Source organism: Lactobacillus sp. B4015 (assembly GCF_026536055.1).
GTDB lineage: Bacteria > Bacillota > Bacilli > Lactobacillales > Lactobacillaceae > Lactobacillus > Lactobacillus panisapium.
Window position 1 is genome coordinate 82252 of sequence record NZ_JAFNOY010000002.1, and the last position, 24654, is coordinate 106905.

Here is a 24654-nt window from a genome sequence, read left to right on the forward strand (position 1 = left end):
ACCTCCGAAAATCTTGTTTCAAATAAAGCCAATACAATAAAAAGCGTAAACAAAAACCTCGTTGCTCTTCAAAACAACGAGGTTATAATTAATCATCTTTAGACAAATCATATAGCGCTCCCTGGGAATTAATCAGGACAGTCTGCAAGATATTCTCTTTGCAGCCCAACAAAAACATCAAAACGAAAATCTTTTTGTTTCGGCGACAATTCTTACGTTATCTTTCTTTGTGTTCGTTCACTCCAGATAATTTTGTAATGGTCGCGACCTCTATTGCATTGGAAATTATTTAACTTATGAAAAATAATAGGCTAAAAACAAAGGCTTGTCAATCTTTTCATTTAAAGATTATTTTATCATTATCTCATTTCCAACCATGATCTGAGCGATAGTCACGCTTTTTCATGCGGGAAACATATGGATTTCCAGCCACATAAAAGCGCAATTTTTTGTTAGCCCATTCGCGTTCCGACTGGTTGACACCAATGCGTGGGCTAGTTGCGATTTTCTGGGCATTTTTGCGGTGATGGTCGTTTAGGTCAATAGTAAAAGGGGAATCACTAAGAAAATGTAAATCCCATTTTTTATCATGAATACCAAATGCCTGCATCATTTTTGCTGGTCCGCTGGTTAATGCAATGCCACTTTTACCTGAGCGGTTTAAACACATTTGTTCAATTCCCCAGGTGGGTTCAATTGCTCTAATTAAAACTCCCTGTGGTTCATCTTTTTGTCTGGTTGCTACGTCAAAAAAGAAATATTGTCGCTGAGCATAAATATAGATTGTTCCACCGGGGCCATATAGTCCTTCATTTGCCAGACTGCGATGACCGCCATATGAATGTGCCGCACGATCTTTAACACCCAAATAAGCTTCGGTTTCGACAATATAGCCGCCAAGTACCTGGTTATTGCTGCGGTAAGTTAATGGCCGGCCGATTAAGTCAGCACTGATGGTTTCGGTTGATTGATTAGTAAAATAAGTTGTGTAATTCATTTTTTCCTAAAGTAGTACACTAATAATAATTGAGGTGAATGTAATGACAAAAATAAAGCTAGTCCGTGTATATGCTCAAGATCAGCCGGAGGGCTACCGTATTTTGGTAGACCGTTTGTGGCCAAGAGGTAAGAGTAAAAGTGTGTTGCACCTTGATTGTTGGGCAAAAGAAATTGGACCGACAACTGCTTTACGTAAATGGTTCAATCATGATGATAATAAATTTTCTGAGTTTAGGCAAAAGTACCTGGTAGAATTGGCGGAAAATCCGGCAGGGGCCGAGTTTGTTAAAACTGTTGAAAACAAGCTGCAAGAACAGGATGTTTTATTTTTATACGGAGCAAAGGACTCACTGCATAATCAAGCTGTGATTTTAAAAGAATACGTTGAAGGGCAAATAGTTAATTTGCACAAGTAGACAATGAAGTAATAGCGGCCTTGTTTTACTTAAAAATACCAATAAAAAAGTTAAGCCCATTAAAGCAGCTTAACTTTTTAATTTTGTAGTTTTGCCCTTAGCAAAATTTATAGCTTGCGGCCGTGCTTTTTAATCCGGATAAAGTGAAACGCAATTGTTAACAGCAAGACGCCAAAAACGATTATTGCAAAGACGGTATTAGGTAATTCATAGTGCAGAGGTGGCAATGAAACTAGCAGTTTTAGAGCAATAATCCCAATAAGAACATAGGCCATTGGCTGCAATTCTGGGATAATATCCATTAATTTGATGATAATCTCAGCTACACCTCGCATGCATAAGATCCCAATCATGCCACCAATTAAAACGACGACCGGATTACTGGAAACGGCTAAGGCTGCTAGAACCGAATCAATTGAAAAGACGATATCCATCGCTTCAATTGAAATAACTGTCCGCCAAAATAGGGATAGGAAATGTTTGCCTTTTTTTGGGCGATGACTAGCAATTTTGGCTTCTTCAGCCTTTTCTTCGGCTGCGGCTTTTTGTGGATGGTGCTGATCATAAAAATACTTAATGGCGAGGTAGAAAAGATAGAGACTACCAGCCAATTTAATTTCCCAAAAATTAATTAAGTATGTACCAATTCCAATTACAATGAAACGGAAAATGTAGGCACCCCACATGCCGTAAAATAATGATTTTTCTTGTTGCTTCTTATCTGGCAAAACCTTAGTTTGTGCTGCCAAAACAACGGCATTATCAACGGAAAGCAGACATTCCATGAGAATTAAGGTTAAAATAATTAGCCAGTCTTTACCGCTAGTTAAAACATGCAGCCAGTTATTAGCGCTAAAGAATGGGGCATACAATTTTAAAATTGCCATTTAAAAGTTCTCTTTTCTAGTTTAATCAAGTGATAGTCACGTTGCTTTGCTATTTTAGCATAAGTAAACTGTTTTACTGATTGCAAGAGCCTAAGCTAGTTAAGCTAAAAACTTATAAGGCGCTAAAAACATCAAGAGCATCGCCAATAATTGCGGATATATCATTTGCCGGGATAGCGGTTTTATTAATTGCCCAAACTTTTGCGCCTGCTTGGCGGTATGTTAGTAGTTGAGCGAATGGATAAACGACAAAGCTAGTACCGGAAATAATAACAAGATCAGAATTCTGCATGGCATTAACTGCCTGAGCTAACCGATCACCATTAATTGCTTCTCCGTATAAAACGATTCCGGGACGAATAATGCCGCCACACTCTTTGTGACGAAAAGAGTCGGCATATTCCGCATAAGTAACTGATTTATGGCATTTGGTGCAATAAATTTCGTATAAGCTACCGTGAAATTCGGTTACGTGCTTATTGCCAGCCTTTTTATCTAAGCCATCAACATTTTGGGTAATTAATTCACCTTTTTGATTACAGATTTCGGCAATTTTTTGGTGGATTTTATTAGGCTTAGCTTCTGGAAAATACATGTTGTCCATAACGAACCGATAAAAAAATTCAGGTCGATTGTAGAGCATGTCTGCACTTAAAATTGTCTCGGGGCTCTCACTCACGCCGTCGTAGATACCGTTTTTGGAGCGATAATCCGGAATACCAGAATGAGTTGATACGCCTGCACCAGTCAAAAAAGTGATATGCTTGGCCGCGTTAATATCTGCCTTGAGTTCAGTAAGTTGCTGTGAATCAATCATAAAATGTTTCGACCTTTCTCAAAATTATTACTATGTGATAGTTTACTACAAGATTTTTACTTTAAACCAGGTTTATTTAGTAAATAAAAATTCACACGATAGTAACTTAACGTGTGAATTTAAACATAATTACAAAATTTGCATCTGATGCTTTTGACATTGCTCAATCATTTCTTGGGGCCAAACACTTGCTTGCACTTCGCCAATGTGTGCCTTAGCAAGTAAAAGCATGCATAGACGAGATTGACCAATACCGCCGCCGATAGTATAAGGAAGCTTGCCATCTAAAAGCATCTTGTGAAATGCCAATTTTTCCCGGTCTAGGCAGTCAGCCTTTTTCAGCTGTTCGTGCAAACTTTCAGGACTGACACGAATACCCATTGAGGAGATTTCGATCTTCTGGTCGAGCGGTTCATACCAGAAAATCAAGTCACCGTTTAATTGCCAATCATCATAGTCAGGGGCCCGGCCATCATGAGGCTCACCGCTGCGTTTTAGTTTGTCACCGATTTTCATAATAAAGACGGCTTTTTCTTTTTGGGCAATTTTATCCTCACGTTCTTCGGGACTTAAATCTGGCCACGTGTCTTCTAGTTCTTGGGTCGTAACGAAGTGCACCTTTTCGGGTAAACGGTAAGTTGAAGCAGGGTAGCGAGCCGCACATTCTGCTTCGATTTGTTTAATTGCCGCAAAAATCTTAGTTACCGTTTCTTTTAGAGTATCTTCTGTCCGCTCTTTTTTAGCAATAATCTTTTCCCAATCCCACTGGTCAACGTAAATTGAGTGGAAATTATCGAGATCTTCGTCGCGGCGGATAGCGTTCATGTTGGTATATAAACCTTCGTGCATGCCAAAACCATATTTTTTCAGGGCCAATCGTTTCCATTTAGCAAGTGAATGAACGATTTCAATTGTGTCATCTTCAGGCAAATCCTTAGCATCAAAGGCGACTGGACGTTCAACCCCGTTTAAATTGTCGTTTAACCCAGTGCTTTTTTCGACAAAAAGCGGTGCTGACATTCTTTGCAAGTTTAGCTTTTGACTCAAAATTTCTTGGAATCTTTCTCTGATAAAGACAATTGCGGCTTCAGTGTCACGAATTGTTAAAGTTGGTTGATAATCTTTTGGCAAAATTAAAGACATGGTAATTACCTCCAAATTTTTGAGCCAAAGAAAAAGCCCTTTGTCCCGTAATAATAAAAATAAGGACGAAAGGCTTTTTCCGCGGTACCACCTAGATTGCCCAAACTTTGGGCCACTCATGAAACACAATTATGCTTCACCAGTTTGATAACGTACTGGAGACGGCACCACCTACTTTAATTAATAGTTCAGTGTGCTGCTAGAAGTGTTTTTCGATAATTCAGGGTCTGCCGATTTTCCACTATCACCGGTTCACTTGTAAGAGATAGATTATTTACTCGTCTTCATCACTGCATTTAAGTTAATAGTAATTTAACAACTATTTTAATTAAAATGCAAGTAAAAATTAATATAAAATAATAAAAAAACGGTTTGGCAATCTAAAAAGCCTTGTTCTGTTATAATAGATAGGAATATTTATTGAGAGGAAATTTTATGGCAAGTTTTTATCTTATTTTGGATGCCTTGCTGCTTGGCTATACTTGCTATAGCTGGTACTGGCAGGCCAACATCAACTTAAAGGGACATTATCGGTCCTCATCAATTATTTGGGCGATAATTTTTATTTGGATTGGCTTTGCTTGGCAACTGATTGAAAAAAGTGATCCTGGCCTGTCTGTTTTTTTAGCAATCCTGTTAGTGATGAGCATTATTGACGGTTTTACCGGGTTTGCACCTAAAAAAGCAGTTGTGTCGGGCTACTTTCGTCGAACTGTACCGTATTCAGAAATTGCGTTGGTAACACTAATCAGAGTGCCTAATCCGAAAAAGAAAGCTGTGATTTGTATTTTAACGACGCAGAAGAATCGGCAATATTATCTCCAATTTTCAACGGGGGTTGCTCAGATCGTGGAGACGATTAAGAGCTACGCGCACCGCAGTATTAGGATTGAAATTCAGGATATATTATAAATATAATTTAGCAAGCAAGAGACTAGTTTTAGCTGATAAGCAGGACTGGTCTTTTTATTACCTATAAAAGTGAAAAAGCATCACAAAAGGCTGCTAGCTATACTATAATTGGTGTTTTAAATTAGAAAGCGAGTAACTGGTGCTTAATAATGATTTTAAAGATGTTGGACAAAACAACACTTTTGTAAAAATTTTGAAGAAACTATTACCGCCCCATCGGGCTGCAATCTGCAGGGCTTGAACTTTGAAGATGCTGATACACCTGAAAGTTAAAGAAGTGCATGTGAAGTTTAACGATCCTCAAATGAACACTTATATTTAATTCGATCAAGCAGTAAATAATCCGAGGTAGTTTATGGATTATTGCGATTGTAATCGTCTTAAAATTACGTTCTTGGGAAGATTAGTTATAATAATTGCTAATTGGCAGGAGTGCGTGTGGCTTTCTGTTTTAATTTGAACGATATTGTGATACAGAATTTGCGTAAAAGTGCGTCATCATGTTTATAATCAGTCAATACTAACTTTTTGAAATCATATTGGCACATATTAAGATCGACAAAATGTTTAGGACTTTAGAATTCCAAAATCATCTAAATTATTCACAATTACTTCTTTAAAGTTAAAGCCTTAGCTGATTGATCGTATAATTTAAACTCAACTTTTCTACTAGACACCGGGTGTTAACGTAATCAAAAAACTAAAAATTGATGATGTAGATTAAAATTAAAACATCGTATTAAGCTACATAAGGAAATATCTTCAAAAAGTCTTAGTTCAAAGCCGAAAAGTATCTGTATTAATTTTTTAAACTCGCCATCCAACATCATTGATGATCTGAGCGAGGCTATTTGCTATTTGCTGTACTTTTTTAGATGCTTCATTACTAATACTTAATCCCGTATCCAGGTTAAGCATTGATAAAGGCAGCTTCATATAATTAAACTCTTCTTTAGTGCTTATATAGTCAAGAGTATTGGCGAGGGTCACGTTTATTCCCCAACCTTGAATGGCTAGTTCTGCTGCTCCAATAAAGTCATTCATGATAACAGACTGTTTAGTTTTTATTCCGTTATCCAAAAATACATGATTAACAGCTTGTTGAAACCAGGAATCACTCTCTAGCGAAACCAAATTTGTTCCATTTAGTTGGTTAAATTTTTCATTACTAAAAGCAATCTCTCGTTTACCTCTTTCAAAAAGAGGAGAATTTTTGGGTATTAAGAGATAGGCAATCTGTCGATATAAAAAAGTAGAGGTGATTTCTTTGCCTTTGAGGTACCTACCCCAGAATATATCAGAAGTATGATTTACGATTAAATTATAGGATGTGTTACTAGTAAAAACATTGCATAAAAGAAATTTAGTATTTGGATAGTGCTTTTGTAACTCGTTAAAGATAATCCCTTGTTGTCTTGACCAAATAGGAGTATATGAGATTCGAATAGTATTCTCTTCTGATTCAATAAATGGTCTAAGATTTGTATTAATTTTATTTCTTTCACTAATTATTTTAGATAAGCCTTCCTTAACTTGTTCACCGGCAGGGGTTAAATAAATAGGAATTCTTTTACGATTAATTAGTTTAACATTGTAAAATTTCTCAGCGTTTTTAATGACCTGGCTAATGTATGGCTGGCTTAAATATAATTGATGTGCAATTTCACTAATACTTTTACAATTCTTTGTAATTTCTAGAATTTTAAAAATTAATTCTTCATCGAGTTTCATTATTGCCGTTTGCTTATATATCTTTCTTAAAATAACTATTTAACAACTCTGATTATAGCATTGATAATATGTATGTAAGCGATTTAATATAAATGTATCGTGAGGTAAATAATAATGAAACATGAATACAAAGCAAAATATGATGTTATTGTGCTTGGCTTTGGTGGAGCTGGTGCAACTGCTGCTAGATTCGCTGCAGATAAAGGAGCGAAAGTTTTATTAGTTGATTCTGCACCTTATGGACATGAAGGCGGAAATACGCGTTACTGCATTCAGTTAGTAGGTACAGCAGATAATTATGACGAGATGTTAAAGTATTATAAACAGTTGTCTGAACCAATGGATGAAGATGAAAAACTACAGGCTGTTTATGTTAAAGGCATGGCTAATATGAGAAGCTACCTAAAAAAGTATCTAGGAGTTAATCCGGTTAGTGTGCGTCACGACAAATTGGATACGTCTAAATATGCTTTTCCATTAAAAAAAATGTTGGAAGAATTTCCAGAGTTTGATGGGGCAAATACATTTGATTTTTCTTTAGTTCATGAAGGTATAGCAGACAGTGCTTTATGGAAAATCTTACGTAAAAAGGTACAAAACAGAAATAATAAAATTGATGTTTGGTTAAATTCGAGAGCTAAGCATTTAATTAAAGACACAGAAGATGGAACAATAATCGGCGCGATAATTCAACGCAATGGTCAAGATATCAGCGTTGCTGCCACTAAAGGGGTTGTTCTGACTTTAGGCGGTTACGAAAATAGTCGTGAAATGGCCCAAGCCTATTTAAATAGTCAATATTTGGCACCTTTTGGCACGCTTTATAATAAAGGAGATGGTATTAGATTATCTATTGAGGCTGGAGCACAGCTTTGGCATATGTGGAATTATGAAAGTGCGGGATTGATACCAGGTCTGTCCTTTTATACTAAGGAAGGCAGTAGAGCCAGGTTAGTATTTGGCAATCCACAGTTTTCTCATGGCAGTATTATGACTGTAGCAGAAGATGGTACTCGTTATATTAAAGAGAACGGTTCCAATCGTCATGGTCATGTTTATAATCATGGCAGATGGGATGTACCGAATTATCATACTAATATTCATTTAATTTTTGATCAAGCTCAATATGAACAGATAATGGCTCTACCTAAGCCTTTTGAAGGCTATGATGAAACCTTGGTAAAAGCAGATAGCATAACCGAACTCGCTAAACAAATTAATGTACCGGCTGATAATTTGAAGCGAACAGTTAAAGACTTTAATTATTTTGTAGAGCAAGGTAGAGACTATCAATTTGGCAGAGATGTTAAAACCATGAGAAAGTTTAGAGAAGGCCCATATTATGCTATTAAAATGATAAATACTGTACTTAATACTCAAGGGGGGCCAAAACGCAACAGTAAAGCCCAAATTCTTGATGGAGAAAATAAACCAATCAGACATTTATATGGTGCTGGAGAACTTGGAGGCGTTTGCGTCAATAATTACCAAACTGCTTGCAACATTGCAGAATGTTTAATATTTGGAAAGATTGCTGGAGAGAATATTGCTGCGGAAAAAGACAAGGAAATTGATGCTTCACAAGAAATGAATGGTCAAAATGATTTATTAAATCATGGGGAGAATATTATTCTCAATAATAATCAGTTTCTAGGAACTTCTCATGCTGGTATGGGCGATGAGATAAAAGTCTGCGTAACCACAGATGGTAACAAGATTAAGGATATTGAAATTATAGAGCAAAATGAAAGTGAGGATATTGGTAAAAAGGCTTTAAAGGTTATACCACAAGAAATTATTAAAGCAAATTCTACTCAAGTTGATGTTGTTACCGGGGCTACTAGAACTTCACATGCAATACAAGATGCAGTTTCTAAAGCCTTAAAGAATAAGCACTAATTAAGATAATCGAAAGTGTAAGTAAATAAATGTATTAAGTTAACGATAACTAGCTTTCCTTGAACTTGAAACACAAAAAGCAAAATAAACTAATTGGAAACTGTTTTGTTAATTCACTAAACTTAATAAAAAAGATTTGCAATGTCTTGCTTGTCGGTTTCTCGCCAAACATCCGAAAATAGAAGCAGATAGAAGTATGACGATACTTTTATCTGCTTCTTCTTTATGCTTAAAGTTGAAACTGAGGTCGTAGGGCAGGAGTGAATCCTTGAATTTGAATGTCAGACGAGCCCATGAACATAGTCCTTTTTTCAATATAGTTAAGTTGAGGATCCTTGAGATCAAATTAGGAAAATAAATAAGGGAGCCTAAGTACTTACTCAAACTGTTTAATCTTGCAATTGATTAGACAGCTATTATATTGATCATATTTGGCTGCATTGAGCCAGTCTGGTAGACTATTACGTTTGAATGTTTTATATGTGACTTTCATTCTCTTGAATCGTTTTTGCAATTATGTTAGGCAAGTTACAAATATCGGCAACTGGTAACTCATTATGCAATCTCTGTATTATAATCAGCTGATATTGACTGCTGTTAATAAACATAATTTCATTGCTTAGGTAATTTTAATCAAAATAAAAACCTATTATCGGTTTACTTTGATAATAGGTTGCATATATATTATTCAACTTTGATCCAAAAATAAATAGAGAAATTCCAGAAAAATTATTTTTTATTTTTGCTTTCGATCTTTACACCGAAAAGACTCAGGCCTATTGCTAAAACACCTAAGAGAAGAATACCTACTTGCGATTTTCCATCTCTACCCGTCTGTACTAAAATTCCGGTTTTTTCTTTTGCAACAGAAGATTTATTAGCCACCTGTCTACGGACTTTATTACGTTTATTAATTAGCTTGCTTTCCTCATTTGCTTTTTTACTAGTTTTATGTGAGCTATTCTTTCTCCTATTAGACTTTGTATTATCACTAGAATGATTACTATTGTTTTTTGAATCATTTTCAGGTTGCTTATCGTTTTGGGTATTCTGGGTATTCTTAGTGTAAATATAGACTACATTCTGATTTTGGCTAGTAAAGAAGCCTGTAGCATTATTAGGCTTGGACTTTAACGTATAGCCGGAAATACTTTTTGCTTCAGTTTGATAGTTGTCACCAATGTTACCGCTTAAAATTACATTAGGGATCAGTTGATTACCGTTTTCATCTTCATAATGTACCGTCACGTTACCTACCTTAATAGGTATTCCGCCGTTATTAGCAATTTCTTGATAGACAAACGTAATATCATCTGTGTTTTCACCTATGCGTCCCGAAGCATTTTTCGGTCTTGTGATTAACATATATCCAGGAATTTCTTTAGCTTTAGCTTCATATGAAGTGTCATAAGTACCAATAATAGTTTCATCGGGTGCAAGTGACTTTCCGTTTTCGTCTTGATAATGAACTTTTAGCGTAACTTCACGCACATACGTTTCTTCTTCACCATTCCAATTTTTCATTAGCTCTTCTGATGACCACTTGTCTCTTGCCTCAGGTTGTTGTATTGTTCCAGTACCAACATTTAGCCAAATTCCTGGGGTTTTAAGCTCCATTTTTGGAAAGTCTTTGACATTATTTCCCAACTTCAAAACCAACAGTTCATTTAGTCCATATAGCATAAATCCACAGTTTTCGACATTTCTCATGTCAAAATTGCTTATATCAAGAGTCTTTAACTTGCCATCTTGATCGTAGTGATAAAACATGGAACCCATGTTTTTTACTTTAGTTGTATTGAAACTCGACAAATCCAAATTGATTAAATCACGAGTGTCACGGAACATAGACTCCATACTTGTAACATTAGCTGTATTAAAATTCCGTAAATCCAAGGTTGATAGTCTTCTACAGCCATTGAACATGTTTTCCATGTTTTGAACTTGAGCTGTATTAAAGCTAGAGATGTTTAAGGATTGCAATTTTGTACATTTAAAAAACATTTGCGCCATAGTTCGCACGTTACTAGTATCAAAGCTGGAAAGATCAAGGGATGTCAGCTGAGTATCCCAACCAAATACTTGACCTGTACCGCTGAACTGATAATAATACATGCTAAACATTGAAGTCATATCTGTAACTTTAGAAGTATTGAAATTGTGTAGGTCAATAGTTGGTAAGCTTGCACAATAATTGAACATATATGACATATTTTCAACGTTAGAGGTGTCGAAGCTGCTAACATCCAGTTTATTAAGGCCAGAGCATTCGGCAAACATAAATGACATATCTCTAACTTTAGAAGTATTAAAATTTTTCAAATTTAGTTCTTCTAGGCTATTACATCCAGTAAACATATATGACATATCTGTAACTTGAGAAGTATCAAATTTACTAATGTTGAGATCCCTAAGTTTGGTACAGCCTTCAAACATGGAAGCCATGTTTTCTACTTGAGAAGTATTAAGAGACGAGAGATCTAAGTGGGTAAGACTGCTACATTTACAAAACCATGCATACATATTTGTAACTTCAGACGTATCAAGGTTTTCCAAGCCTTCAATATCAGTTAAGCTGCTGAAACTAATAAAAACTGATCGCGCTTCACCAACAATTTTAAAATGACCATCAAAGATTATTTTTTTAGCCTTTGATGCATTAGTGCTATTCTGGGCATTTATAGATGAACATAAAGGACCGGGATTATTTACTATCGTCGGATTATCCTTATCAGTACTTCCATGTACAGTTACTGTTTTAGTATCAGTATCGTAATCTACATCGACGTTACCCCATTTACTTTTAACGAGAGACTTTGTAGTAATTTTATCTTCGGGCTTAGTAGTTATGGCTTCTGGTTTGTCATTACCAGCAGAGCCCTTAGAGGGTGATTCCTCACTTATACCCTGCGATGAGTCCACATTTTCATTTTGATCTACTTTTTTATCATTTTTACTATTTGATATTTCATCATGATTTACACTAGTATCTTGATTAATATCCTGTTGAATTGAGTTAGTTGTACTTGTAGTTTCAGTTTGATTTTTGTCAAGCTTTTGTGCAGTTTCTTGAGCTGTCTGGCCACTATCAGCCTTGACAACGTTAGTATTCAGTATCGTTAAACCGAGTGCAGCTGCTGTTAAATTACTAAGAAAAAACGCCTCAGTCCGTTTGTTATGATCCAATCTTTTGTTCATTATTATTCTCCATTATATAGCTAGTTTATTAAGTTAACTTATATTCTATAATGTAAACAGTTTCTTACATATCGATTGTATATCTTAATTAATAACAAATCAAGATACCAAAGCCCTTAAAAAAAACTAAAATAATTGATAAAAGCTTGATAACAAAGATTTATAGTATTTAAAAAATAACAATATTTGTACTTAAATCATTATATAAATAAAAGCTATAGAAACTTAATTAAGATAATCTATGAAGAGCCCTATAATAGTTAGACATGAGCACTTTTATTCATGGCTAAATATTCAATTGTTTTGAAAATCGAAATTGCTTGTAAATATCTAAACGCCAAAACTCTTTGATTGACTTAAGCAAAGAATATGACATTGATTACACGGCTATCAGGGTCTAGTTAGAATTGAATTAGTCCGCGAGCACGGCATAACCGCTTTAAAGATTAAATACGTTAAGCAAATCTATTCACCTGAATTCAAGTTGAACGTGGTAGGCTATCTCATTATCACATCCTTTGGGGGCAATTGCGATGAACGATTTCTCTATTGCATAAACTTTTTAAGCCATTTATTATTAAATGTTAATACTCTAATGGACTTCGAATTCGAAAATGCCCTTAACTGATTAACTGATCAAGCCAATTTCTTTAACTCTATATATACCGCTAAGTATAATATTCTGATCTATATATTATTATATTATTGTTATCCATTTCGGATATGAGATTGATCCAAATGCCTAACTGGCAAGCATCTAGTCCATCACGGAATTGACGTAGCCCTAATTGGTAAAGCTTAGGATGTTGTCAGAGGTAATAAAATTAGGAGATATTCCAGGAGTAGATAGTAACTATTTTTTTGACCAATTTATAAAGCAGGCTAAAGAAATTAAAGATGGTCTAATTTTTATGAACATTCAAGAAACTGATTTTGCGAGACATTCCGAAGACACTGATCATTATGCTGATATCCTTGAAATAATGGATAAGAGACTTCCTGAAGCTGAACAGCCGTTTACAGGTGAAGATATTCTAATTGTGATGGCTGATTATGGCGATGATCCTACAATTGGGTATGCTCAACATACTAGAGAAAAAGTTCCGCTACTTATTTATAAAGAAAAAGTCCATCGTAAATACGTTGGTGAAAGAACCTCTCTTACAGATATTGGTGCTACTGGTTCTGAATTTTTTAGTGTCGAAATGCCACAAAATGTTATTAGTTTTATTAATACAATAATGAAGTTATAGATATTTCTTAAAATTTTAGGCTGTATAAAAATTGAAGACTAAAATCTTAGGCTAAGTGTCTTACTTGATTTGAAAGGCTACACCATTTTCATATTGTAGATTTTGCTAAGTCATAATCCTTGATGAACTCGGTATAAGGTATCTAATTAAGCCTTTGTACCTCTTCTTTTAATCGGACCAATTTGTGCAATTTAAATGTTTTGTATGGTTGCATTGATGAAGCACTTTGACGTCATAGCGGTGCAGTTAGCCATGACAAAGCAGAATTAGACTCAGGATCTGGTTTTTGTTGAAAGTTAGATATCTGTTATTTAAAATGAGTAAATATTGTAAAATTCAGTAAGTTTGCTGAAAACATTTTTCTAGAATTGGTGGATAATTACATTCTTCTGTGTCTAGGAAAACTCTAAAAGTGAAAATTCCAATAAATTAAAGCTTATTGTAGTGAATCGTAAAAGCTAGATACTTTTACAACTTTTTCTATGGCCGAATTGTATAAAAAGTTAAGGTTTAAAATTTATATTGTTTGGAAAACTTGAAATAAATTCTTGTCTATAATTGGATCTGAAACAAAATGGCATCATTATAATTTACATTAGTCGTTTAAGTTAATAGTTCACCATAAATCTGTGATGGACCCAATAAAAGTATGTATTAGAGAGTGCAAAAAATAACTCAGGCAATAACTAAGCTAAGGCCGAAATTTAAGACTAATTTGGATTATATTTATGATTATATTTATAATATAGAGTAAAGAACTATTTCTTATTACCTATGGCACTCGTTACAATGTTGTTAATGCTAAAGTAAGTCTTTGCAGTATAATGGCTACCTTCGCGCTATTAAGTATTAGAATACATAAGTCCAATCTTACACAACAAAAGTAAATATTCTAATTATATCGGGATAATTGTTCAACTTCATTCTGTAATTTATTGCCTCTATAAATTTAAGACAATCAAGTACTAAGAGAAATTTTTTTCATTGAATTTTATATGTTGTTGCAACTATTCAATTTAAAATAACTTTAAGATAATTTACAGTTCTATAAAATTGGTGATAGCATCCGTGAAAAACTTTGAAGAGTTCGTAACCAACGGCCTTGTTGCTCAATCATTTGTGGTGTCAGTAAAGTGGAAACTTGCATGTCGTCTTCAAATGATTGAGCAACTTCTTTAGTGAAGTTTTTATCATAAAAAACGGCCACGTCCTCAAAGTTTAGGTCATAAGAACGATAATCTTGGTTCATTGAGCCTACGGTTGCGAAATCGTCATCAACAACAATGGTTTTGGCATGGATAAAGCCGTTATTGTAAATATAAACCTTAATGCCATAGCGGGATAATTCGTTAGCATACCACTGCGTTGCCCGGTAAATGAAGGGATGATCCGGTTTGCACGGAATCATGATGCGCAAATCAACACCAGACATGGCAATTGTTTGCAGGGTGGCAAACATGGCATCATCTGGAATAAGGTAAGGTGTTTGAAGCCACAAGCGTTTTTCAGCTTGAAACATGAGCCGGATAATGCCATTACGCATATTTGCGTTGTAACGGTCAGGCCCATCAGAAATAATTTGGGTGGCTACATCACCGGGATGAATTTCATTTTCATCCAAATTAGGGAAGAGCATCGTGTTAAAAGTAATAATCTGCTCCTCTTGCTGAATTGAGGCATTCCAGTCCATGACGAAGCGTTCTTGCAAAAGCAATGATGCGGATCCAACAATTCGCACTTGACTGTCGCGCCAGTAGCCGAACTTTTTCTTGCGACTCAAATACTGATCACCGATGTTGAACCCGCCGGTCCAAGAAGTTTTTCCGTCAACGACAACAATTTTGCGGTGGAGATGATAGTTGATGCGGTAACGGGTAATCATATTGCGTGAAGTAATGAAAGGTAGAACCTCGCCTCCGGCCTTACGCAGCTGGTCAAACCAAGTTTTGGTTGCACCCATTGAACCCCAAGCATCATAGAGTAATCGTACCCGAACACCCTGTTTAGCTTTTTTAATTAGTAAATCAAGAATTTCGTTACCGATTTGATCATTATAAAAAGTGTAGAATTCAATATTGACAGTTTGTTTAGCATTTTCAATATCGCGCATCATGTCGCGAAACATTGGTGCACCATCAGTATAGAGCTGAACGTGATTGTTTTTGCTGAGCGGCGATTCGCTGTTACGGTCAAAAAAGCGGACCACCATGCTCGCTTTTCCTGAGGTGTCTGAGGGACTGGTCTTTCTCGGCGCCTTGGTAATTGACTTTTGCACATTGCGCAGTCCGATATGGTGTTGCTTATTAATGGCAAAAATATTTTCCTGCGAAATACCTCGTCCAAAAAAGCCGTACAAGATAATGCCGATAACAGGGAAAACTAGTAAGATAATTAGCCAAGCCCAAGTTGTTGAGACCGAGCGCCGGCGGTGAAAGACGATGTAGAAAGCTAAAATAGTGTTAGTAATAATGATAATGCGAATAATATCGCGGAGTAGAATCACGTAGTTCCTCCAAAAACAAAAGATTATTTTTTAAGTCCAATAAATTTATCAATAATACTGATTACCAGCGGATTATCATGCATCCAGCTGTGCTCGGCGTATTTTTTACCCCGAATTTCGACCTCATGATAGGATTTGGCGTGTGGTGCCAGAATATAGCGAATGCTCTTAGCCGAGATAACAGAAATAAATTTATCGCTATTTGTGTTATCAAGTACATTACCATAAATATTTAAAACCGAAATATCGGGATTGAACCTTTTACGCCTAAATAATAAATAAAGATAGTGCAAATTAATTACCGCTGGTCGACCGTTGCGATTGAGGCCGTTAACGTTGGGAATATCGCCCATATAGGTAACACCGTCAAATGGACCGGCAATGAATGCGCACATTGTTAGCCGCGGGAAATTTTTCCTGTGGTATGTCCGCATTTCGGTTCGCACAATACAAGGACAAGCTAAGGAATGAGCCACAGCACGATAATGCTTAAAATGATACCTGTTAGCCAAAAATGGCAGGATTAATCTTAGATAATAATCAATTGCGTAGACACCGACAATTCTCTGCCGAAAAACTACCTGCACAATAGGATTCTGATCCCCCGTCCATGTTCCTTCAAGCTTAAAGTTACCAAGCAAATCAGCGGTTACCTTGAGAAATTTAGCATTATTTTTATCTTTTAAGGCCTGCTTAACCATAATATTGGTGGTGTAGTCACCGCCGCGGAAGCCGTGAAAATAAATAATCGGTATTTGCTCAAAGTTACCGGTTTTGCTTTCAACAGTAGCATTATCTTCAATCCGTCTTTTATGTAGGCGTAAAAAAATGCGCATTGGTGCAATTGTTGCTAAAATAGCTAAGGAAATCATGTTGAACCGACTAGGTTCTTTTGATAAATTGTGCTTACGGTTCTTCTCAGCTTCTTCTTTATATTTTTTTGTATTGAAGAACATAATACCACCTTAAAAATAGAGCTACCTACATTTTAACATTGACTACGAAAATATAGTGATAGAGGTACATATGAAATTTTACGCCGTAAAAAAAGGCCGTACACCAGGTGTTTATCGCACATGGGATGCAGCCAAAAAACAAGTTGATGGTTTTCCTAACGCCGAATATAAGTCCTTTAGCAAAGTTACGGATGCAACGGACTACTTGGATTGGGATCAGCCAACAATTAAGCAGGTTTTTCAAAAAGACGAAGACTCCTTAGAGCAAGCAATTGCCAAAATACAGCGGGCTAGTCAGACAGTTAATAAAAAGCAGCAAGTGCCTAAACAGAAAAAGACACATGCTGCAACAGAAAATGAGACTAGTGGCGACTATTTTGCCACGATTTACACTGACGGTGGAACACGCAATACGGGCAACTTCAAAGGCGGTCACGTGAAGGCAACCGACAAGGCTGCCTGGGCTTATCTAATTGAGTGGTATGACCATAACCAAAAACAAACGGCATATGACTCGAATGGTGAATTTGGTGCTACTAATAATAAGATGGAGCTAACCGCCTTAATTGAAGCTTTGAAAAAGTTGCTGCAACTGGGCTTTAATCAGCAGCCATTATTGTTTGTCCTCGATTCTCAGTACGTGTTAAATCCAATCACTAAAGGCTGGCTCAAGGGTTGGAAAAAACGGGGCTGGAAAAAGAGCACACCGGGTGCAATTGCCAATTTGAAATGCTGGCAGGAAATGGACCGGTTGCTAGAGCAATTTACTAGCGCCCAATTCGAATGGACTAAGGGCCATAATAATAACCGCGGCAATGAATTTGTCGACCATACGTTAAATAAGTTTATGGACCAAATGTGATTAGTTAAAGACGACAATTGTACCGCCAAATAAGTGACTAAAGAAATTAGTTACATTTTGCCAAGCTTGTTCTAGCCAGTTGCGGTTTTCAGGGGTATTGACTTTGTCAAAAATGCCCTTAGCATCTTTTTTGATGTTATCGGATAAAGCTCCAGCTTGATCTTTAAACTTGTTGTCTTTTAAGGCTCCAGAATTGCGGATTTCAATTAAAACATTAATAATCTGCTGTTTTTGGTTATTGTTAATAACATCACCTAAGTGGTTAATATTAATTTGATTGTTAACGATGTCACGAATTTGGCTGTCAGAAATGTTGTTGCCAATTTTACCCATTTCTTGTTTGGCACCAGCAACAGCGTTGTTTAACTGAGCGTCACTGTAACCATCTTTACTCTTGTTTTCCTTGGTAATTTTACTTAAGGTTCCCATTTCGTCTTGGGCGGCGTTAACCTGGCTTTGATTGAGGCTTTCACCGGTTTTGTGGTAAGCAGCATAGACACCAGCTAAAGCACCAGAGCCATCGATTGGCACGGCACTAGTCACATAGATATTCGCGTCGGCAATTCCGGCCGTTAGTGCGGCATTTTTATACTGATCGGCGGTAATAGTCGTGATATTGTTTTTACCTTGATAATCCAAGATTTTGACATTAATGCCGCTGCCTTGAGCAGTCTTTTGAATCATTGCACTGGACCAAACGCCAGAATTAGTGGTGAAGTTAGCCCCCGAAGGATTAAGATATTTAACTAAGTCGCTTCCTGTAATGGTAATAGTTTGGTAACTATTGCCGTTTAACGGCTCACTAAGCGTTTTAACTGTTCCGCTGCGCTGACCATCCGATAAAGAAGTTCCTAGACAAACAACGGGAAGATCATCTGCCTTGACTGTTTGTTGGGGCAGAGATAGTCCCAACGCTCCGATTAATAACGTTAAAATAGTAGTAATAATAGTTGTTGCTTTTTTCATAAAATAATCAACTCCTTGTTTATTGCTATTAATTATACTAAATGCTGATTACAAAAGTTTAAAATAGCTTTTTAGACCATCCAGTTTACGATATTTTTAATAATTTAGATGGTATAATAAAAAACAATGAGGGAGGTAGCGATGATTCAGCAACCTGAATTAACTGTCATAATGCCGGTCTACAATGTTGAAAAATATTTGCCGCGAGCACTAGAACACTTGGCTAAACAGAGCAACCCGAATTTCAAATTGTTGATTGTCAATGATGGTTCAACTGATAATACGAGAAAAATTGCGGAAAGTTACCGGAATGATTTTCATAATTTAAAAATAATAAATAAACCTAATGGCGGTTTGTCTGATGCCCGTAATGTTGGAATCGACAACGTTGATACGCCGTATTTTACCTTTCACGATGGTGATGATTGGGTAGATTCTGGTTATACAGACTTTTTTGTCCAAGCTTTTCATGAGCATCCCGAAGCAGCAATGGTTTCTTGTGGCTTTTGGCTTGACTATGAAAATAAGGAAGGCTCCGTACCGGCGACTAAGAAAAAAGTAAACGGGATGAAAGAAAAGTTGCGCAGTTATCAGCTTATCTGCAATCCGCTGGGATCACTATTTGACAATCACTTCTTAGCAACACCAGTTAAGGGCTACACTTGGAATAAGGGCTATAAGCTTTCCGTTGTTCGGCAAAACCATTTGCGTTTTATGGGCAACCTGGCATTTATGGAAGACCAAATTTTTAATGTGCAATATTTAGCCAAAACAGACGGCTTCTTTTGTGACAGCACGCCGTTATACCATTATTGGCAACGTAAAGACAGTATGGTTCATAACTTCAATTTAAAGATGATTCCTGATAACTTTCGGGCAAATCATATTATCCTTAAAACGATGATACGTAGTTTGTGGCATGAGCATAAAAAGGAAAAAAATTCTGAGCAAGAGTTGCTTGAAGCTAGTGAAAGGGATCAGCGATGAGAGAGAAAGTTAACGGTAACGAATTATATTACAGCAAACTGGGTAACGGAGAACCACTTCTTTTATTGCACGGTCATCACTTAGATGGTGGGATGTTTGACCAGATTATTGCCCCGCTCGGACTTTATTACACAGTTTATGTCCTTGATATGCGTGGACACGGCTTGAGTGAAGGCGAAATAGCGCAACATTACCAGACAGAAGTTAAGGATGTCGCTGATTTTATTGATCAGGTTGGTATTAGGGGCTGTTACTGTTTTGGTTTTGATGCCGGTGGTTTAGTTGCAATGATGCTTGCAAGTCAAGACCAAAAGGCCTTTAAAAAATTGATGGTTGCTGGTGTATTTGTCAATGGTAATGGCATTAGGCCATATCATTACTTAACCGAGGGGATTTTGCGCTTTTTGAGGCATAATCGTGACAGTGAAGTAGAATTGACCGAAAGCTTTATGTCCGTTGATAGCTTAAAGGCGATTTCAATTCCAACATATTGTGTTGTTGGTGAAAAAGACTGGGTCAAGGTTGAACACGTTCGCTGGTACAGCCAGATTATTCCACAGGGCCAGCTTCTCGTAATGCCAAGGCAAAAACATGAAAGTTATGCTGTGAAAAGTTTTAAACTTCTTAATTTAATGGAAGATTTTTTTAAATAACTATTTTTTAACAAAACGTCGAAAAAGTTTTCGGCGTTTTGTTTTGATTTTTACCTTTTCTAGGCACTAGGGACTTTTTTGGTTATAATAGATTTGCAAAGTTAGTATTTTAAATAAAGAGGTAGCTATGAACAAAGAAGAACTTCTTCAGTTAATGCATCCAATGAAGTTAATTGGGTTAAGTGGTAATCCTGCTTTAAACGAAAAGATCGCCACGATTTTGAAAAAACCGCTAATTGAAACTGCTGTACAGCATTTTAGCGATGGCGAAATTCAGGTTAATATTGGTGAAAGCGTCAGAGGGTGTGACGTTTTTGTTATCCAGTCAATACAAGATCCAGTCAACGAAAACTTTATGGAGTTAGAAATTGTCTTGGATGCATTGCATCGCGCTTCTGCGCACCGAATTAATGTTGTTGTGCCTTACTTGGCATATTCGCGTTCTGATACTAAAACACGTTCCCGTGAACCAATCACAGCTAAGCTGGTTGCTAATTTATTGCAGATTACGGGCTTAGACCATTTAATTGCTTTAGATTTACATGCTTCGCAAATTCAAGGCTTTTATAACGTTCCGGTTGATCATCTGCACGCAATGCCGCTTTTAGCGCAATACTTCCTTGATAATGGAATTGCGACTAAAGAAGAAGACGATATTGTCGTTGTTTCACCTGATCATTCAGGAGCAAAATTAGCGCGGAACTTTGGGCAGTTCTTTGATGCGCCAATCGCAATTGTTGACCAACGTCGTGAACGTTATGATACAGATGTGCATGACATGATTGGTGACGTTAAGGACAAGAAATGTATTATTGTTGATGATTTGATTGACACTGGTTCACGCATTTCTTCTTCAACTAAATCAGTTTTAGCAGCTGGCGCTAAAAAAGTTTATGTTGCGGCTACGCATGCACTTCTTTCACAAAATGCACTGGAAACGCTTAATGAATTGCCAATTGAGCAAATAGTGGTAACTGATACAATTAAGCACAGCCACTATCCAGACAGAATGGTTCGGATTTCGGTCGATTTGCTTTTGGCTCGTGGAATTAATTATGTATATAATGATCGATCCATGCATTTGTTAAGTGAAATTGACTTGAAATAATTTAATTATTTAAAGTGTTTTTGTAAATACTTATAAGTACTGTTGTGCCAATGTTTTTTACTACTATAATGTATTTTTGTTTATTTATTTTTTAACATTGGTATAATAGATAAACAAAATGTGTAGAACGGAGAAACCATTATGGCACGAAGGAAAAATTATAAGAGAAGACGAATTATTTTAAGTAATACCTTTCATTTAATTAGGGAAAATGGCATGGACAATGTGTCATTTCAGATGATTGCAGAAAAATCAGGGATTTCAAAATCTCTTCTTCAATCATATTATCCCCATAAAGCAAAGTTAACGGATGATGTGATTCGCAATATTCTTAATACCTTGGATGAACAGGTGAGAAAATTCAACCATGCCAAGGAGGGCAATATATGTGCCCGAACTAAGGCTTTTATTTATACGGTTGCAATGCTAGGAATTTATGACAAGGGCCTTAAGCGAATTATTTCTGAAGTTTTCAGTAGTAATGAAACTCTTGATAACTGGGGAAAAATGCTTAATAGTTGGGTAAAAGAAAACCAGATTTTTAATGAAGATACTTTTGATTTAAACGAAGTAGAGTACGGTATTGCATTTGTAGTAACTGGAGTTGGACGGTTATATCATGATAGTAAACGGTTTAATTTGTCTGCCGAACAGTTGGCTGATTACGCTACTAGTTCATTAATGTATAGTTTTCTGCATTGCACGCCTGAGCAGGTTAACCGTGCTCTTGAAGATGGTCATGAGATCATTAAATCAACTGATATCGAAACAATTCATCACGCAATTGATACGATGTTTGAAAAAGAAAAAGAGATCGTCTGTTAGGAAGGAAAAATATGGCAAATGGCGCGCGAGATGATCTGCGCAGAGTAACTCGGGAACAGGATGACCAATATCAAAAGGTACTGTCCTTTATTATCTATCTAATTGTGACGCTTATTATGGTTACGGTTACTTTTCTCAATCCTTTTTTTATGAAGAATCAGATTAGAACTAACAATAATGAAGCCATCATTGTTAGGCAGGTCAACAAGCACTTTGATACACTAGCTAACGAGATTGGAGCCAATAAAAATGGCAACGCCAATCTTTTGACTACTAAGCAAACGCAACCGATTGCCGATCATATTATTGATTATACTTTGGGTGCATTTTTTAAGTTTAATAATCTTAATTTAGCTAACCAAATTTTATATGATATTGATTTAAATATTGACCAGGGAGCATCAAGCGATGCTCAGTTGGTTCAACAAAAATTAAAAAAGCAGGGCAGTAATGCACCTTATGAAGTAGTTGATGCGTTCAGTTTAAATACAATGATGGTGGGCAGTAATGTTGCAACGGCATTACTGCTGCTTAACATTGTTGTGTTAGTTATGGCTGCTATCAGCTTGCGCTCGCTTATTAGTGACCTGCGTACAGAAATGACTTCGAAAAAATTAACCCATACTATTACGGGTGCAGCCATGTGGGCAAGTTTTTGGTTAATGCTGATTGCAGGAATCATTGCACTTGTTCCAATAGTTTTTAATGTTAGGGAAATTGCTGTTTTTGGCTATATTTTAGAAATTAGCAGCAGCATATTTTTGGATTTTGTAATTGTGGGGGTTGTTCTCTACATTTTAAGTGCTATTTTATGGGAATTTACAGCACCAGAAAATTAGCTAGTTAATTTAGCGTTAGTTCCCTTAAAACAGTACTTGACTACTAAAAAGTTTTTTAGGTAGGCTTGTCTTGCCAGAAGATTGCGAAAATAAGGAGTTAATAATGAAAATTTACTTTGCAAATGCTCTGTTTTCTCAGGCAGAAATTAATTATAATGCCCAATTAGCAGCTAAAATTCGTCAACTAGATCCTGCAATTGATCTATATTTACCACAGGAAAACGCTACAATTAACGATAAAGAGGCATATGCCGACTCAAAAATGATTGCTCAGGCCGATACTGATAAGCTCCTTCAAAGTGATTTAATGGTTGCCGTTCTTGATGGTCTCAGTATTGATAATGGGGTAGCAAGCGAAATCGGTATTGCCTACGCTAAAGAAATTCCGATTATTGGTCTGTACACTGATACGCGGCAAAAAGGCAGCAATAATAAGCAAAAATTAGCTGCACTAAGTGAAATCGCTGAAAATCAATTTCACTACGTAAACCTTTATACAACGGGACTAATTAAGTTAAGTGGGACAATTGTTAATAATGAACCTGATTTATTACAGGCAGTTGCAAAGTATTTAAAATAGCAAAAAAAGCCGCAGAAGTAAAATTTCCGTGGCTTTTTTCTGTCATAAATTAGTTGCTGCCTAGTTGAAAGAGCTTGAAATGATAAGAAAAAATTCCCGCAATATCGACCCGATATTCATGTCCACTAACTAAGGGAGTAGCTCCCGGAGAATAAGTAATAATGGTTGTAAAATTGCCATAGCCGGAATTATGATAATTGTGAACTTCCTGAGCTTGATAGGTGGTTTGTGTATCCTCATCGGTAATAGTAATTTGCGGAATTTCTTTAATTACCTGATCGGAGCTATAAAAAGACCAAGCAATGTTTTGTCCTTGGACTAATTCGAGCGGAAAAACGCCTGAACTAGGATAAGTAACTTGCTGTTGACTTGGCTTGCGAAAGACATCAGCTGAATTAAGAACTTTTTGAACAGAATAGCGGTAACCATTTTTTCCGTAGGCGGCTCCGATTCCGGTTGTAGTCAGTCTAGTTGAGAGTAACCAGGCACGGTGTCCTGTGTCTGGTCCGGATAAATTATAGCGATCAGTAATTAAATCAGTAATTACATCGCCTGCAGTTTGGTCATGGGTATTAAAGTTAAGATTAGCAGAATTGGAAGTGGAGCGGGCGATTTGCCAAATCGCTTTGCTAACGTTGCGCGGCCTTTTTTCATAAGGAAGGTTGTGCTGGTTAATTAACGGATTGGCATTTAAGGTTGCCAAAACGGCAGCCGTTTTTTGTGCATCAATACTGTCTTGTTTGGCCTCAGCTATTGGTGTTAAGTCAAAAAGTCCGCGATAATAATTAATGTAAGCTAATTGATCACTAAGATAAGTCGGGCTTAGCACACCTTCTTTAAATTTGCGGTTGAGCTGCGGCTTAGTTACATAGAGGTTATCTTCGTTAAAAGGAGTTTTATCTAAAGCAGCATATTCTTGTTGCAATTGCTTTACTTGGTTTGCTTCACTTGGCGTGAAATTAGCTGCGTAAGTAGTTGTAGCGCTAAATGGAAAAATGAAAAGTAGGCTGGTAAATATAATAGATAATTTGCGTAACATTTTTCAAGACGTCTCCTAACTATGAAATATTATAAGGCAAAAAAGCCCTTTAGATAGCTACAAAACAAAAATTTAAAAAAG

Annotated in this window: 21 protein-coding genes, 1 riboswitch and 1 other annotated feature; of the genes, 11 read left to right on the top strand and 10 right to left on the bottom strand. The window is 36.4% G+C overall.

Translation table 11 applies throughout. From position 1 onward, the window contains the following. Positions 1 to 104: 104 nt before the first annotated feature. Positions 105 to 281: riboswitch (Lysine riboswitch) on the bottom strand. An 83-nt stretch (positions 282 to 364) separates the two neighbouring features. Beyond that, complete coding sequence (locus J3U71_RS02100) at positions 365 to 997, bottom strand: DNA-3-methyladenine glycosylase (protein WP_267392586.1); 633 nt, start codon at positions 995 to 997, stop codon at positions 365 to 367. A 43-nt stretch (positions 998 to 1040) separates the two neighbouring features. Between J3U71_RS02100 and J3U71_RS02105 the strand changes: the two genes are divergently transcribed. After that, positions 1041 to 1415, top strand: a complete 375-nt coding sequence (locus J3U71_RS02105) for a DUF488 domain-containing protein (RefSeq protein ID WP_267392585.1) — start codon at positions 1041 to 1043, stop codon at positions 1413 to 1415. Between the two features lie 107 nt (positions 1416 to 1522). Here the strand turns inward: J3U71_RS02105 and J3U71_RS02110 are convergent, their stop codons facing one another. From J3U71_RS02110 to asnA, 3 genes are all read right to left on the bottom strand, one after another. After that, positions 1523 to 2302 (bottom strand): TerC family protein, encoded by a 780-nt coding sequence (locus J3U71_RS02110; protein WP_103752767.1) that lies wholly within the window; start codon positions 2300 to 2302, stop codon positions 1523 to 1525. 112 nt (positions 2303 to 2414) lie between these two features. Next, entirely contained in the window at positions 2415 to 3119 is a 705-nt protein-coding gene (locus tag J3U71_RS02115) for an NAD-dependent protein deacylase (RefSeq protein ID WP_267392584.1), read from the bottom strand. Positions 3120 to 3248: 129 nt separating this feature from the next. Next, the gene (gene asnA, locus J3U71_RS02120) at positions 3249 to 4262 is read right to left on the bottom strand and encodes an aspartate--ammonia ligase (protein WP_267392583.1); all 1014 of its coding nucleotides are present in this window, start codon (positions 4260 to 4262) and stop codon (positions 3249 to 3251) included. A gap of 58 nt (positions 4263 to 4320) precedes the next feature. Next, positions 4321 to 4562, bottom strand: a binding site (T-box leader). 135 nt (positions 4563 to 4697) lie between these two features. Between asnA and J3U71_RS02125 the strand changes: the two genes are divergently transcribed. Further along, positions 4698 to 5174 (top strand): hypothetical protein, encoded by a 477-nt coding sequence (locus J3U71_RS02125; protein WP_267392582.1) that lies wholly within the window; start codon positions 4698 to 4700, stop codon positions 5172 to 5174. Between the two features lie 807 nt (positions 5175 to 5981). On the opposite strand, the gene J3U71_RS02130 is transcribed toward J3U71_RS02125, so the two are convergent. Then, positions 5982 to 6905, bottom strand: coding sequence for a LysR family transcriptional regulator (locus J3U71_RS02130; RefSeq protein WP_267392581.1), 924 nt, complete (start codon positions 6903 to 6905; stop codon positions 5982 to 5984). A gap of 114 nt (positions 6906 to 7019) precedes the next feature. On the opposite strand from J3U71_RS02130, the gene J3U71_RS02135 reads away from it, so the two are divergent. Next, positions 7020 to 8804, top strand: a complete 1785-nt coding sequence (locus tag J3U71_RS02135; protein WP_267392580.1) for an FAD-binding protein — start codon at positions 7020 to 7022, stop codon at positions 8802 to 8804. A gap of 729 nt (positions 8805 to 9533) precedes the next feature. Here J3U71_RS02135 and J3U71_RS02140 read toward each other — a convergent pair. Beyond that, positions 9534 to 12002: a BspA family leucine-rich repeat surface protein gene (locus J3U71_RS02140; RefSeq protein ID WP_267392579.1), complete on the bottom strand. Its 2469-nt coding sequence runs from the start codon at positions 12000 to 12002 to the stop codon at positions 9534 to 9536. Between the two features lie 806 nt (positions 12003 to 12808). On the opposite strand from J3U71_RS02140, the gene J3U71_RS02145 reads away from it, so the two are divergent. Further along, complete coding sequence (locus J3U71_RS02145) at positions 12809 to 13255, top strand: hypothetical protein (RefSeq protein WP_267392578.1); 447 nt, start codon at positions 12809 to 12811, stop codon at positions 13253 to 13255. A gap of 1045 nt (positions 13256 to 14300) precedes the next feature. Here J3U71_RS02145 and cls read toward each other — a convergent pair. Both cls and J3U71_RS02155 read right to left on the bottom strand, forming a co-directional pair. Beyond that, positions 14301 to 15758: a cardiolipin synthase gene (gene cls / locus J3U71_RS02150; RefSeq protein ID WP_267392577.1), complete on the bottom strand. Its 1458-nt coding sequence runs from the start codon at positions 15756 to 15758 to the stop codon at positions 14301 to 14303. A 23-nt stretch (positions 15759 to 15781) separates the two neighbouring features. After that, positions 15782 to 16714 (bottom strand): alpha/beta hydrolase, encoded by a 933-nt coding sequence (locus J3U71_RS02155; protein ID WP_220268989.1) that lies wholly within the window; start codon positions 16712 to 16714, stop codon positions 15782 to 15784. Positions 16715 to 16784: 70 nt separating this feature from the next. Between J3U71_RS02155 and J3U71_RS02160 the strand changes: the two genes are divergently transcribed. Continuing rightward, the gene (locus tag J3U71_RS02160) at positions 16785 to 17576 is read left to right on the top strand and encodes a ribonuclease H family protein (protein ID WP_220268990.1); all 792 of its coding nucleotides are present in this window, start codon (positions 16785 to 16787) and stop codon (positions 17574 to 17576) included. Here the strand turns inward: J3U71_RS02160 and J3U71_RS02165 are convergent, their stop codons facing one another. Further along, positions 17577 to 18542, bottom strand: a complete 966-nt coding sequence (locus tag J3U71_RS02165) for a DUF1002 domain-containing protein (RefSeq protein ID WP_267392576.1) — start codon at positions 18540 to 18542, stop codon at positions 17577 to 17579. It lies immediately after the preceding gene. 141 nt (positions 18543 to 18683) lie between these two features. Here J3U71_RS02165 and J3U71_RS02170 point away from each other — a divergent pair, with 141 nt between their 5' ends. The 6 genes from J3U71_RS02170 to J3U71_RS02195 all read left to right on the top strand — a co-directional run bounded on the left by J3U71_RS02170 (position 18684) and on the right by J3U71_RS02195 (position 23534). Then, entirely contained in the window at positions 18684 to 19529 is an 846-nt protein-coding gene (locus J3U71_RS02170) for a glycosyltransferase family A protein (protein WP_220268992.1), read from the top strand. Next, positions 19526 to 20182 carry an alpha/beta fold hydrolase gene (locus tag J3U71_RS02175; protein WP_267392575.1) on the top strand — a complete coding sequence of 219 codons (657 nt, stop codon included), beginning with the start codon at positions 19526 to 19528 and terminating at the stop codon, positions 20180 to 20182. Before J3U71_RS02170 ends, J3U71_RS02175 begins: the two co-directional genes overlap by 4 nt. Positions 20183 to 20309: 127 nt before the next feature. Beyond that, on the top strand, positions 20310 to 21290 hold the full coding sequence (locus tag J3U71_RS02180; RefSeq protein ID WP_220268994.1) for a ribose-phosphate diphosphokinase: 981 nt from the start codon (positions 20310 to 20312) through the stop codon (positions 21288 to 21290). A gap of 141 nt (positions 21291 to 21431) precedes the next feature. Next, the gene (locus J3U71_RS02185) at positions 21432 to 22115 is read left to right on the top strand and encodes a TetR/AcrR family transcriptional regulator (RefSeq protein WP_220268995.1); all 684 of its coding nucleotides are present in this window, start codon (positions 21432 to 21434) and stop codon (positions 22113 to 22115) included. 11 nt (positions 22116 to 22126) lie between these two features. Then, positions 22127 to 22954, top strand: coding sequence for a hypothetical protein (locus J3U71_RS02190; RefSeq protein ID WP_220268996.1), 828 nt, complete (start codon positions 22127 to 22129; stop codon positions 22952 to 22954). A gap of 103 nt (positions 22955 to 23057) precedes the next feature. Beyond that, positions 23058 to 23534 carry a nucleoside 2-deoxyribosyltransferase gene (locus J3U71_RS02195; RefSeq protein ID WP_220268997.1) on the top strand — a complete coding sequence of 159 codons (477 nt, stop codon included), beginning with the start codon at positions 23058 to 23060 and terminating at the stop codon, positions 23532 to 23534. A 49-nt stretch (positions 23535 to 23583) separates the two neighbouring features. Here the strand turns inward: J3U71_RS02195 and J3U71_RS02200 are convergent, their stop codons facing one another. After that, positions 23584 to 24573 (bottom strand): CAP domain-containing protein, encoded by a 990-nt coding sequence (locus J3U71_RS02200; protein WP_267392574.1) that lies wholly within the window; start codon positions 24571 to 24573, stop codon positions 23584 to 23586. Between the last annotated feature and the right edge of the window lie 81 nt (positions 24574 to 24654).